At 67.1% G+C, this 13,167-nt stretch carries 10 protein-coding genes and 1 tRNA gene; 5 read left to right on the top strand and 6 right to left on the bottom strand.

The features are described from left to right. Nucleotides 1–28 precede the first annotated feature (28 nt). From EYZ64_RS21320 to EYZ64_RS21340, 5 genes are all read right to left on the bottom strand, one after another. Nucleotides 29–490, bottom strand: coding sequence for a single-stranded DNA-binding protein (locus EYZ64_RS21320; protein ID WP_135456464.1), 462 nt, complete (start codon nt 488–490; stop codon nt 29–31). Nucleotides 491–652: 162 nt separating this feature from the next. Next, nucleotides 653–2,689, bottom strand: a complete 2,037-nt coding sequence (locus EYZ64_RS21325; protein WP_135456466.1) for a bifunctional copper resistance protein CopD/cytochrome c oxidase assembly protein — start codon at nt 2,687–2,689, stop codon at nt 653–655. Nucleotides 2,690–2,764: 75 nt separating this feature from the next. Beyond that, nucleotides 2,765–5,110, bottom strand: a complete 2,346-nt coding sequence (locus tag EYZ64_RS21330; protein WP_135456468.1) for a glycerol-3-phosphate 1-O-acyltransferase — start codon at nt 5,108–5,110, stop codon at nt 2,765–2,767. After that, the gene (locus EYZ64_RS21335) at nt 5,107–6,699 is read right to left on the bottom strand and encodes an HAD-IB family hydrolase/lysophospholipid acyltransferase family protein (protein WP_135460161.1); all 1,593 of its coding nucleotides are present in this window, start codon (nt 6,697–6,699) and stop codon (nt 5,107–5,109) included. Before EYZ64_RS21335 ends, EYZ64_RS21330 begins: the two co-directional genes overlap by 4 nt. Nucleotides 6,700–6,734: 35 nt before the next feature. Next, a complete protein-coding gene (locus EYZ64_RS21340) occupies nt 6,735–8,204 on the bottom strand; it encodes a wax ester/triacylglycerol synthase family O-acyltransferase (RefSeq protein ID WP_135456470.1) in 1,470 nt (489 codons plus the stop codon). A 137-nt stretch (nt 8,205–8,341) separates the two neighbouring features. On the opposite strand from EYZ64_RS21340, the gene EYZ64_RS21345 reads away from it, so the two are divergent. Both EYZ64_RS21345 and EYZ64_RS21350 read left to right on the top strand, forming a co-directional pair. Beyond that, a tRNA-Arg gene (locus EYZ64_RS21345) sits at nt 8,342–8,414 on the top strand. A gap of 121 nt (nt 8,415–8,535) precedes the next feature. After that, the gene (locus tag EYZ64_RS21350) at nt 8,536–9,024 is read left to right on the top strand and encodes a universal stress protein (protein ID WP_135456472.1); all 489 of its coding nucleotides are present in this window, start codon (nt 8,536–8,538) and stop codon (nt 9,022–9,024) included. Between the two features lie 12 nt (nt 9,025–9,036). Here EYZ64_RS21350 and EYZ64_RS21355 read toward each other — a convergent pair whose 3' ends face one another. Further along, entirely contained in the window at nt 9,037–9,870 is an 834-nt protein-coding gene (locus tag EYZ64_RS21355) for an MBL fold metallo-hydrolase (protein ID WP_135456474.1), read from the bottom strand. Nucleotides 9,871–9,952: 82 nt separating this feature from the next. Here EYZ64_RS21355 and EYZ64_RS21360 point away from each other — a divergent pair, with 82 nt between their 5' ends. From EYZ64_RS21360 to EYZ64_RS21370, 3 genes are read left to right on the top strand one after another with little or no spacing between them, the layout of a single operon-like run. Further along, nucleotides 9,953–10,735: a FadR/GntR family transcriptional regulator gene (locus tag EYZ64_RS21360; RefSeq protein WP_135456476.1), complete on the top strand. Its 783-nt coding sequence runs from the start codon at nt 9,953–9,955 to the stop codon at nt 10,733–10,735. Between the two features lie 59 nt (nt 10,736–10,794). Continuing rightward, nucleotides 10,795–12,396, top strand: a complete 1,602-nt coding sequence (locus tag EYZ64_RS21365) for a class I adenylate-forming enzyme family protein (protein ID WP_135456478.1) — start codon at nt 10,795–10,797, stop codon at nt 12,394–12,396. Continuing rightward, nucleotides 12,383–13,156, top strand: a complete 774-nt coding sequence (locus EYZ64_RS21370; protein WP_135456481.1) for a class II aldolase/adducin family protein — start codon at nt 12,383–12,385, stop codon at nt 13,154–13,156. Before EYZ64_RS21365 ends, EYZ64_RS21370 begins: the two co-directional genes overlap by 14 nt. Nucleotides 13,157–13,167: the final 11 nt, after the last annotated feature.

A 13,167-nucleotide genomic window follows, 5' to 3' on the forward strand; every position in this document is an offset into this window, starting at 1 on the left:
CGCCCATCCTAGGCGTGACCGAAACCGGCTAGGCCGACAGTGGCAGGTCATCCTCGTCGGGCTCGGTTTCGGCGGTGACGTCCGCCGCCTCGTCGGTCACGCCGCCGGGCTCGGGTTCCGGGCCGGCTGACGGCTTCGGTAAGGGTGCCACCTTGGCCGTGCAACGCGACAGATCCGGACCGACGGCGGTGGCCCGCACCTCCACCGACGACCGGCGCACGCCCTCCTTGTCGTCGTATTCGCTGGTGTAGAGGTGCCCGACCACCACGACGGCATCGCCGCGCCCCAGCGAGGCACTCACGCCCGTGGCCAGATTTCCCCAGCAGTTGACGGTCACATACAACGAGTTGCCGTGCTCCCACCTGCCCTCGGGGGTGCGCCGTCGCGAGTTGCTGGCCACCCGGAACTTGTACAACTCCTGATCACCGAACCGCAGCCGGACCGGGTTGGTGACGATGTTGCCGACGATATTGAACGGGGTCTCGAACATTTTTCTGGTTCCTTTCGCTTCACTCTGGCTCCGGCGGCCGGTGCGGAAGCGTCGACCGCCTTACGCAGCCATTGACCGTCGGCGGTCCGACGCCGGAACCCGCGGCGGACCCGATGCACCCGTCGGCTGGGGATGAAACGCAGGCTGGGGATAACTCCGGTATCAGCCGGAAGGATGGTCGCGCCGGGCCATCTCGGCGAGCATGGCGTTGTAGGCCGCCAGATCGGCGCCGTCATCGCGGTCGGCAGCCCGGTCCAGCCGCTTGGCGGTGCGCTGATCGCTGCGCCGCCACTGGATGAGCAGTGCCAGCATCACGATGACCAGCGGGACTTCTCCGGCCGCCCAGGCGATGGCGCCGCCGAGGTGCTGGTCGCCGAGCAGGTCGGTGTGCCACGGCAATTGCAATGACCGGTAGAAGCTCGCGCCGAGCACGGTCTGCATGCCCATCATCACCACACCGAAGAACGCGTGCAGTGGCAGCGAGGAGAACACCATCCCGATCTTGACCAGATGCGGGACGGGTCTCGGGGTCGGGTCCACCCCGATGACCACCCAGTAGAACAGGTAGCCCGAGAGCAGGAAGTGGACGTTCATCAGGATGTGTGCGGCGTGGTTGCTCACCGCGACGTCGAAGATGCCGCCGAAGTACAGGCCGTAGAAGCCGGCGACGAACATGACGGTCGCGACGATCGGATGGGTCAGGAACTGCGACACCTTCGAATGCAATGCCGCCAGCAGCCATTCCCTGGGGCCCGGTGGCGCACCGCGTCCCGCGGTGGGCAGCGCCCGCAGGGCCAGGGTCACCGGGGCACCCAGCACCAAGAGCACCGGAACCAGCATGGACAGCAGCATGTGAGCGATCATGTGCATGCTGAACATCGCCGGCATGTAGCGACCCATCCCCGACGAGGTCGTGAACAGCAGGACCGCGCAACCCAGCAGCCAGGCGAATGTGCGGCCGACCGGCCAGGCATCGCCGCGGCGGCGCAGCCGGTACACGGCGGCCAGGTACATCGCCGCACCGACGATCGCCGCGGTCCCGAACAGCAGATCGAAACGCCAGTCGAACAACACCCGAGCGACCGTCGGAGGCCCGGCGAAGTCGTATCCGATCGCGACCTCGGTGGCGCTGGGGATCCTCGGCTCGGGCGGCGGAGGGGTGCGTCCCAGCCCGACGGCTATACCGAACGTCACGCCGAACAGCGCCGCCTCCGTCAGCGCCAGCCGGATCAGCGGTCTGCGCGCACCGGGGTCGGCGGCCAGGGCGGTCAGGCTGACCCGGCGCTGCCGCCAGCCCAGCACGCCGAGCAGGCTGAGTGCGACGAGCTTGGCCACCAGCAACCAGCCGTAGCTGGTGCGCACCAGATCGGGCAGTTGGATCCGCACCAGCGCATTGAGCACACCGCTGATGGCCATGGCGATGAAGCACCACAGCGCCAGCGCCGAGAAGCGCCGTGCCGCGAGGGTGGTGTTCGGGCCGTCAGCCCCGGCCCCGGTACCGGCCCGGATCGCGTGCGCCAACAAGGCGAGCAACCCGCCGGCCCACAGCGCGGCAGCCACCAGGTGGATGAACAGGCTGTTGGTGGCCAGATCGTGGGCGCCGCCGGCCGAGGAGTGTCCGGTCAGAACCAGGGGCATCAACGTGAGCAGTGACCCGGCCAGCAGCACCGGCGTCCACCCCCACCGCAGCACCGGCAGGCTGGCGATGGTGACGGCGGCGGCCAGGATCGCCGTCCACCGCCACGCCGCCGCGATATCGACCAGGCCGGCCACCGACCACACGTCCGACGGACCGAGATGATCGAGCACGGGCTGTCCGGACACATCGGAAATCGTCAACGGAACCAGCAGCGCCGCACATACGGTCCACACGCCCGAGGCGGCCGAGCCGAGCCGCAGGGCGCGGTAACCGGCGACGTCGAGCACGCCGTTGGTCTGGGGTGCCGCCAGGAACGCCGCGAACAGGAACGACCCCACCGCGACGACCGCGGCGATCTCGCCGGCGGCCCGCACGAACGGCAGTCCATACGTGGTGACCGGGCCGGGATCGGGCAGACCCGTGGCGGTCAGCGCGTCGGCCAGCGACAGCGCGCCGATGCCCGCGGCCACTGCCCCGGCCAGCAGCCCCGCGCCGACCAGCACAGGCCACACCACGCTGTTGCGCACGCTGGACGCGGCCACCTGGCCGGCAGAAGTCATGGTGCAAGGGTATGGCGTGGGCTCCACCACACTCCCGGGCGCCGGACAAATCCGTGTCGGCAGCCCGGCCGTCCCCTAGCCCTGTAGGAATCGCTGGGCGCGACGCTGCTGCTCCCGGACGTAGAACTGCTCACGCGCGATCTCGTCGACCTTGTCCATATCGGCGACGATCCCGCGTAGTTCGTCGCGGAAGGCGTTGCGGCGCGCCTGCAGATCGGAGCCGTCGACCAGCAGGTTCTGATCGGCCGCCACCTGACGCGCGGTGGCGAACAGCAACGCCGAAACCGACTCGTTGCTGCCTACCCGGCCCTGAGCGACATACTGGCGCCCCACACCCAGCGCCCGCCTGGTCAGGTCCCGCTCCCCGATCTCCGCCGGTGCATCGCGCAGCACATCGGCGACGATCGCGTAGGCCTCGAAGAACGGGCGCAGCATGGCGCCCACCAACAGCGGTCGCTTGCCGCGCAACATCTGATAGATCTCGTCGCCCCCGGCCGCGACCTTCGCTTCCCAGTTCTCGTACCACGACATCTCTTCGGCGACGTTGTCGCGGAAGGCCGCCGAATCGGCGAAATAGAAATCGAACTTGAGCAGATCGCGCAGCCGCATCACCTGGTCCCAGAACGCCTGCAGCGGGTCGCCTGCATGAGCGGCATGGGCCAGGGCCAACTCGACGATCGACGTCTCCTGGAACGCGTGGATCAGCGAGTTGCGGTAGAACGCCGCCTCCAGTTCATCCTCGGGTGCGATCCGCCACACCGGTTCGCGGCCGCTGTCCACCATCGTCACGGGGTGACCGCCGGAGAGGGCGTCGACGGCCGAGCGCACCCCCTCAGCGGTACGCAGCCGCAGTGCGCTGTTGGTCACCGGAGTGTTCTTGCGTTCCAGGTAATCCAGTGAGTCCTGCAGCGTGTGGTGCAACTGATCGAGGGTCAGCGCGATCCCCCGGGCGCCCAGCAGCAGCGCCGAGACCAGGTTGGTCGCGCTGACCGGGGTGACCCGCAGAATCCGCCAGGCCACCTCGAAGGCCATCTTCTGCATCGCCAGGCGTTTGGCCGCCTCATCGTGGGCCATGTCGCCGCCCGGCTCACCGAGATGCTCACGCATCGAAACCGCCTCGGGGAAGCGGACATAGATCTTGCCGTAGTTGCGTTCGCCCTGCGCCTTGATGAAGTTGTACAGCCAGCTCAGGCCCTCGGGCGTCTTCTCCCCACCGCGCGCGTACGCGGCGTACTCGGCCGTCTCGTGCAGCTGGTCGAAACTGATCGACACCGGCTGCAGCAGGATGTCGTCACTGCGGCCGTCGAGGTATGCATTGGCGACATAGGCGAGCAGTCCGAGCTTGGGCGGCAACATCTTTCCGGTCCGCGACCGGGTGCCTTCGATGGACCAGTTCAGGTTGAACCGCTTCTCCACGATGTAGCCGACGTACTGCCGCAGCACGTACTTGTACAGCGGGTCATCGAGCTTGCGGCGCAGGAAGATGACGCCGGAATGCCGGAACAGTGGACCCATCAGGCCGAACGACAGGTTGATCCCGGCGAACGTGTAGACCGGCGGAAGCCGGTTCTCCTGCATGGCTACCGGGACGATGACCCCGTCGAGATACGAACGGTGGGAGAACAGCAGCACCGCCGGATGTTGTTCCAGGGCATGGCGCATCGACTCGATCTCGGAGCGGTCATAGTCGATCCGCGGATCGAATCCACGGCTGAAGATGGCCCGGCCCAAAGTCGGGATCAGGTCCACCGAGAACCGGCTCCATCCGGTGGAGAGCTCGTCGAGCATCTCACCGGCCTTCTCCACCGTCGCCCCGGGAATCTGCTCCAGGCCTTGACGGAAGCGTGCCGAGTCGAGCATCTCCGGCTTGACCAGCCGCGGCGACTTGTACTCGGGGCCCAGTAGACGAAGCTCCACCCGCTCGATTGCCAGCGCCGCCCGACGAAGGACGAATCGTGCGAACTCCCTGGGGTTTTCCGCGACCGTGGTCTCACTCCACTGCTTGCGCAGCTCCGACACCTTGGCCGGTTCACCGGCGACGACCCGTGCGCGCGTCGGGTTCTTACGCAGGATGCGCCGCTGCAGGATGTCCGGCGGTCGGTAGGTGTCGCGGCCCGAGATCAACCCGACCACTTTCAACCGGGTGGGTAAGCCGGCGGGCACCCAGAACACCCGGACCGGAACCACCAGCCGGTCCTCGTCCGATTCCAACTCCTCGACCAACCGGGCCACGGCCCCGGGCGTGGGTTCGTCGGTGACGGGCAACTGCAGTACCTCGACCGTGGAATCGGGGTGTTCGCGTCGCTGCGTTTTGAGCCACTCGTTGAGCAGCTCGAGTTCGGCCGGTGACGACACCGACGCGAGCACGAGCGCATCGCCGGTGGGGCTGAAGCTGGGGAACTCGTCGAGCCCCGCAGTCACGGCCGGCCCTTGGGGGTCGACGGCGATGACGCGTTATCCGGTTTGGGCCCAGACTTTTTCGCCGGCGCCTTCTTCGCCGGTGCTTTCTTGGTGGCCCGGCGCGGTGCGGCTTTCTTGGCCGGCGTGGCGCGGGCGTAGATGTCGAACACCGGCAATTCGTCCTCCGGCCAGGATTCGAGCGTGTCGAGGTAGATCTGCCGGACCTCGGCGATACGGTCGGCCAGGTTGTCGACCGTCCAGTCCTCTACCGATATCGGCGGGTACACCGCGACGTCCACCTTGCCGGGGTTGAACGTGCTGGAATCGCGGGCCGCGATCACCTCGGCGTTTCGGATCACGATCGGCACGATCGGAACGCCCGCGGCCATGGCGATGCGGAACGGGCCCTTCTTGAACTCGCCGACCTCGGTGGTGTCCAGGCGGGTACCCTCGGGCGCGATCAGGATCGACAAACCTTTGCGGGCAAGCTCTTCCACCCTGTGCAGGCTTTCGACGGCCTTCTCCGGATCGTCACGGTCGATGAACGCCGCGTCCATGACCTTGCCCAGTGGACCCATCAACGGGTTCTTCTCGAGCTCCTTTTTCCCGACGCCGGTGAAGTCCACCCCGACGAGCCGGCCCGCGATCATCGGGTCGGCCTGATTGCGGTGATTGAAGATGAACACCGCGGGGCGCTGCGCGGTCAGGTTCTCCTCGCCGAGGACGTTGAGCTCGATGCCTGTGGTGAGCATCAGCAGCTTGCTCCAGTTCGAGGTGAAGAAATTGACCCCGGCGCGCTTGTTGCGCGTGAGCAGTCCGAGCCCGATCGCGCCGGCGGCGACGGTCGGAATGGTGGCCAGGCTGGCGAGCGTGCGCAGTTGCGCGACCGGGCTGCTGCCACTGCGGCTGCTGAACTTCAGGACGGGCCAGCCGCGTTTGGCGGCGATAGCGGCCAGCTTGCCGGCCGGATTCGTCGGCCGCGGATTGCCCACCAGGTACATCAGGGCGACGTCCTCGTCACCGTCGGCGTAGAAGTAACTCTTGGTCAGGTCCACCCCGTTGGCCGCCGAGAAGTTCTGCACCGCACGGGCTTTGCCGGGCCCCCAGATGACCGGTCTCATCACTTCCCCGGTGATCAGGCCGTCCTCGTCGGTCTCGAACTTGTTGCACAGCACATTGTCGATGCCGAGAAAACGCGCCACCGGCTCCACCTGAACCGTCAGCGCCGAGGAGCTCAGCACCACGGTGTGGCCACGGGCCATGTGGGCGCGCACCATCGCGCGCATCTCCGGGTACATGCGGCCCTTCACGTGCTGGACGAACAGCCGCTCGCCCAGCTCGTCGAGATCGCTGAGCGAGTTGCCGCGCAGCATCCGGGCGCCCTTGCCGATCAGGTCCTCGAACTCGGAGCGCCCCAGCTGGTGGTTGAGCCCGGCCTGCACCATCCCGATGAACTCGCCGACGCCCATCTGGCCGCGGCGCAACCGGTCCCGGGTCATGATCACCCCGGTGAACCCGGCCACGAGTGTTCCGTCCAGGTCGAAGAACGCGCCGATCTCCGGGCCCTCCGGGCTCCCCTCGATCTCCGCCAGGGTGCCGGGCAGCCGCATCTGCCTGGTTCCGCGTGCGCCCGGATCTTTCGAATTCACTGTGCAGCACTCCCGTTCGTCGCCGACGTGTCGCTGCTGAAGGAGGCCGGCTCCGCTCGGCCGTCGCCGCCTAGCGCCAGCACCTCGTCGAAGCCGGCCAGCAGGCACTGGGCGAACAGCTTCTCGTCGGTGATGGCGGCCCGGTCGTAGCGTGCGGTGACGGTGATGTGTCCCGATCTCGAGATCAACACCACCATCATCGCCACCCCGGGCAGAGGGCCTATTCCATAGTGCCGCAGGATCTTTGCCCCGGCGATGAAGGTGTCCCCCGGATAGACGGGGACGTTGCTGGCTTGCACGTCGGAGTTCACCACCGACCCGGCCACCGTCTCCAGCACGGCATCGGGCAACAGGCTCAGCACGGGCGCGATCGCGCCGACCACGTCGATGGCACGCTCCTCACGCTTGCTCATCATCTGCGAGCGGACAGCTTTGATCCGGGTCTCCGGGTCGACGATTCCCACGGGCGCGGCGAGGTTGACCCCGGCGAAGCGGTTGCCGCCGGCCGGATCATCCTCGGAACGCAGGTTGACCGGCACCGCCATCGGCAACGTCTCGATCGAGATGCCCTTGGCGTCGTGGTAGAGGCGCAGTGCGCCGCACAGCCCGGCCAGGTAGGCGTCGTTGATCGAACCGCCGGCGGCCTTGGCCGCCCGGTGCAGGTCGGAAAACGGAATGTCGATCGCTTCCGAGCGCGACGACAGGCTCCGGCGACGCAGCAGCGGCGAGTGGTGCGCGGCCGGCCCCATCACCCGGGCACCGGACATCGCGTAGTCGACCGCGCCGCTGACCGCAGAGACCGGGTCGCGCACCACCTTGGTCACCGTGCGGGCCGCCTGCCCGAGCACACCGAGCACACCGCCCGCGATCGATCCGGGGAGTCGATTGATGCCCTCACGCATCAGGTCGTTGGGCGAGAGGTCCTGCGGGATGGGCAGCGGCGCCTCAGCGGTCGGTTCGGGATCGCGTTCGAGGTCGTAGATGTTGGCGAACATCTCGACCATGCCGACGCCGTCGGACACCGCGTGGCTCAGGTGCAGGATGGTTGCCGCGCGCCCGTCGGCCAGCCCTTCGACCAGGGTGGCGTTCCATAGCGGACGGGTGATGTCCATCGGGGACTGCAGGGCGACCTCGGCTAGATCGAACACGTCGCGCAACGTGCCCGGCGCCGGAACCCGCACCCGCCGCACGTGATAGTCGAGGTTGAAGTCAGGGTCGACGACCCAGCGCGGAGCGGCCGTGGGCAGGGTGGGCATGACAACCTTCTGGCGCAGCCGCAGAACCTTGCGCGACGCGTGGTCCAGGCGGGCCCGGAATCGTTCCCAATCCGGTGTGGTGTCGAGGATCTCGACGCCCAGGATCCCGGACCGGGTGCGCGGGTTTGCCTCTCCCCGATGCAACAGCTGATCGACTGCGCTCAGTTCTTCGGGCAGTCCGGCCGCATCCAACTCCGGCACGTCGCTCATAGCGTGGTCCCTCTCCCCTCCCCTGGCCACCAAGTGCAGCGTCCACGCTAGTCCGCGACCGGCCCCGCGGGTCGGCTTTGCCGGTGACACGGTTTGCGTGGTGTTGGGCACAGTCGCGATAGACTCTGCGGGCGTTGGCCTCCGTAGCTCAGTGGATAGAGCAGCCGCCTTCTAAGCGGCTGGTCGCAGGTTCGATCCCTGCCGGGGGCGCTCCTTGTTTGCATTGCCTCGGTTGATCCTCGGCACGGCACGAAGCCGAATCTCCATCGGCAGAAGATTGACGTGCGTTAATGTCCTGTTTGTCCTGGTAAGCCGACAGTTCGGAGCTGACATGAGCACGTATCGGACGATTGTTGTCGGGACCGACGGGTCCGACTCGTCGTTACGTGCGGTCGACCGCGCCGCCTTGGTCGCCGCGCAGGAGAACGCGAAGCTGATCGTCGCGAGTGCTCATCCACCCGTGGCCGAAAAGGGCGGCTGGTCGCGACCGCCGTCGCCCGATCATGTGGTCGATACCCGTGCGGAGGACAGCCTCAAGAGCGAGGGCTACAGGATGCACGGCGCCGCCCCGGTCTACGAGATCCTCCAGGTGGCGCGCGACCGGGCCAAGGCCGCCGGCGCCTCGGATGTCGTCGAGCGGGCGGTCGAAGGCGCTCCGGTCGACGCCCTGGTGAAACTCGCCAAAGAGGTCGATGCGGATCTGATCGTCGTCGGCGACATCGGGCTGGACTCCGTCGCCGGCCGCCTGCTGGGTTCGGTGCCTGCCACCATCGCCCGCCGCGTCAAGATCGACATCCTCATCGTCCACACCGCGGACTGAGACGCTCGCGGTCTAGACCGACACCCAGATCAGCCTGCCGTCGTCGGAGACGACCGTGCCGGCGGCCGGGGCCGCGAAATGCGTTCCGAACAACAGTGCCTGCTCGTCGACGATGCCCTGCAGCAGCCGGGTGCGGGTCACCGCGGCCGCCGCCGGATCGTCATCGGGTAGGGCCTGGACCTCGGGGTGGGTGATCTGGATCGGATGGTGGATCACGTCCCCGCTGATGATCGCCACTTCCCCGTCGGACTCTATTCGGATCGCGGTATGTCCCGACGTGTGACCGGGCGTGGCCATGAGCCGAATCTCGTCGGTGATCGCGTGGTCCATCTCGATCAGCCGCAGAACATCGTGTGCGACAAGAGGTTCGACGGTCTCGGGAGCGGCGCGGTTCGGCGCCGAGGACTGCCGCCATGACGTGTACTCATCGGCGGTGAGCAGGTACGTCGCGTTGGGGTAGGTGGGGACCCAGGCACCGTCGCGCTGGGAGGTGTTTCGCCCGGCATGGTCGAGGTGAAGGTGGGTGCAGACCACTGTGGTCACGTCGTCGGGCGCGAATCCGGCCGCGGCCAACGACTGTCGGTACTGGTCGGGGTCCATCGGGATCTGATACGGCAGGTCGTGACCTTCCCCGAAGCAGCAGTCCACGACCACGAGCTCATCACCGGATTCGATGAGGAACGACTGGATGGCCACCAGCAGATTGCCCGCGTCATCGACGTAGTGCGGCTGAAGCCACCTCGGGAGCTCGGGCGGAAGCCCGCGAAACAGCCGGTCAGGCCGGGTCGGCACGACAGTCTCGAGGACGGAGTGAATCGTCAACGCGCCGATCGTCCACTTCTGCATGGCTCACCGTATGAGACAAATCATTTGGATACAAGGCTCGGCACGGCCCCCTCAATGGCGGACCATCTGGCACACTCGATGCGTGGCGCAGCCAAACGTCCGGTTCCAGCGACTTGCCGAACAGGTCGCCGACCAGTTGCGGCGCCGGATCCTGACCGGCGAACTGCCCGACGGCACGATCCTGCCCAAGGAAGACGAACTTCTCGTCGAATACCCGATCAGCAAACCGTCCCTGCGCGAGGCGATGCGCATCCTCGAGGCCGAGGGGCTGTTGACGGTACGGCGCGGCAAGCTCGGCGGCGCAGTGGTCCACCGACCCGATGCAGCAAACCTTGCCTACACCATGGGGCTGGTACTGGGCGCCGGGCAGGTCGGACTCGCCGACGTGGGCACCGCACTCCTGCAGGTCGAGCCGGCGTGTGCCGCGCTCTGCGCCCAGCGGCCGGACCGGAAGCGCACTGTTGTACCCATTCTCCGTGAATTGCACGAAGAATCGGTCAGATCGGTTTCCGATCTGCTGCAGGCCACCTCGGCGAGTCGCCGGTATCACGAGGCGCTGGTGCGCCACTGCGGCAACGAGACGATGATCATCCTGGCGGGCGCGCTGGAGGCGCTGTGGTCAGCCCACGAGCAAAACTGGTCGGCTCAGGTGACTGATCACTCGACCGTGCCCGTCGAGGAGCGCCGGGCCGTTCTGGAAGACCACCGCCAGGTGATCGACGCGATCGACATGGGTGATGCACAGCGAGCCCGCGATCTGGCCGCGGCCCATCTGGTCAACGCCCAGCAGTACCCCGGCGTCGACGGGGTCGTCGACCCGACGATGGTGCGTGCGTGGGCGCAGTCCGGTCCCCGACGACCGTGATCCACGAGCGACAACAGTGTGACCGTTGACACAGGTTCTTATTTTCATATGATTTGGTGATGAAGGTCGGCGACGCCGCAGTTGACGCTGCAGAAGCGGCCCACTACCGGTCGGCCGGATGGTGGTCGGACCGCACGATCTCGCAGACCGTGCGGGAACACGCCCTCACCCATCCCGACAAGCCAGCCTATATCGACCACCCCGGCACCACGTTCACCTGGAACGAATTCGACTGCGCCGCATCGCTACTCGCCGCCCAGTTGGCGGGGCTGGGTGTCCGACCAGGCGATCGCGTCGCGGTGTGGCACGGCGACACCGCGGCCATCCATGTGCTGTTCGTGGCCATCGAGCGCTGCGGCGCCGTGGTGGTGGGGATCGGTGCCCGCGCCGGAACGCGCGAGGCCACTCAGATCCTGCGGACCACCGATCCGCGCCTGCTGATCAGCGACGCCGCGCGGCACGCGTCGGCACAAACCACAGTTACGGGACTCACGCCCGAGATCAGCGCGCTGGTGTTGGACGGTTTGTCCCTCGACACTGACGCCCCATCGCGGCCACCGGCCGCGGGTGTCGGAGCCGACGACGTGTTCCTGATCAACTCGACCTCGGGAACCACGGGCCTACCCAAATGTGTTGTGCATACGCAGAACCGTTGGCATTACTTTCATCAGCAGGCAGTCGCCAACGGGGCACTGAGTTCCGACGACGTCTTCCTGCCCGTCATCCCGGCCCCGTTCGGATTCGGCATCTGGACCGCCCATACCACCCCGATCCACCTCGGTGTCACCACGATCCTGCTCGAGCGGTTCGACGCGGCAGCCGCGTGCGAGGCGATCGCCCGCCACCGGGTCAGCGTGTTGTGCTGTGTCAGTACCCAATTGATGATGATCATGGCCGACCGGGCATCGCGCGAGAACGACCTGAGCTCGCTGCGCGTGGTCTTCACCGGCGGCGAGGCGTTGCCGTATCAGCGGGCCGCCGACTTCGAAGAGCTCACCGGCGCCACCATCCTGCAGTTCTACGGCTCCAACGAAACCGGCTTGCTGAGCGGAACGACGCTGCAGGATTCCAGGGAACGCAGGCTGCGCACCGCCGGAAGGCTGGTGCCGGAGATGGCGGTGCGCCTGTTCGACGGCGATGACGACGTGACCTCAACGGGCCGTGGGCAACCGGCCTGCCGCGGACCGGCCACCAGCCTGGGCTACCTCGGCGGTGTAGACCACGACAAGCTCTACACACCTGACGGCTGGATGCGGATGGGCGACGTGTGCGAGGTCGACGCCGACGGCTACCTGTCCGTCACCGGCCGCACCTCGGACTTCATCGTGCGCGGGGGCAAGAACATCAGTGCCGGAGAGGTCGAGGATGCGGTGACGACACATCCCGGGGTGGCCGTCGCGGCCGCGGTGGCGATGCCCGACCCGGTCTTCGGCGAGAAGGTCTGCATCTACGTAGAACCGGTGGCCCACGCCAACAGCCAAACGATCAATCTGCCCGGGCTCGTCGAGCACTTGCTCGCCCAGGGCATGTCGAAGGAACTTCTTCCCGAGCGGCTCATCGTCCTCGATGAGCTGCCCCGGTCTTCGGGCGGGAAGATCGCGAAAGGGCAACTCCGCGAAGATATCCGGACGCGGTTGGGAGACGGCTATGAACGTCGGTGAGATGCGTCAGGGCGGGCTGAAGGTGTGGTCACCGTCGGTCACCCCGCCGATCGGTGTCGATCTGTCCGAGGAACAGTCGCTGGCCGTGGCGTTCCGGCACCTGGCGGCCATCGGATTCGCCGAGAACATGGCCGGCCACATCACCTGGCAGCCGGAAGGCCGCACCGAGATGCTGGTCAATCCGTGGGGCCTGTGGTGGCAGGAACTCACCGCATCCGACATCTGTGTGGTCGACGAGAACGCCACGGTGGTACGCGGCCGCTGGGATGTCACCCCGGCCATCCACATCCACACCGAACTGCACCGCGTGCGCGACGACGCCCGCGTCGTCATCCACAACCATCCCTATTACGTGAGCCTGATCGCGGCGTTGGGAAAGTTGCCGGATCTGGTGCATCAGACCGGATCGCTGTTCCTCGACGACATGTGCTTCGTCGAAACCTATGACGGCGAGGTCGATTCGGCGCCACGCGCCCGCGAGCTCGCCGAACGGATCGGCACGGCCAATCTCACCATCCTGGCCAACCACGGCGTCATCACCACCGGAGGCACCGTGGCCGAGGCCGTGTACCGGGCCGCGTCGATCGACCGGGTGTGCAAACTGGCCTACCAGGTGATGCTCACCGGCCGGGAGCCGACCGCGATGAACCGCTCCGACATGTACGGCATGAAGGCCTCGCTCATCGAGCGGGCCGCCGACGTGTACTGGGCTGGGGCCGCCCGTATGACCATCAAGGCCGACCCCGACGTCCTGACCTAGAAGGAGACTGG

It is taken from the genome of Mycobacterium sp. DL99 (assembly GCF_004762045.1).
Lineage (GTDB): Bacteria > Actinomycetota > Actinomycetes > Mycobacteriales > Mycobacteriaceae > Mycobacterium.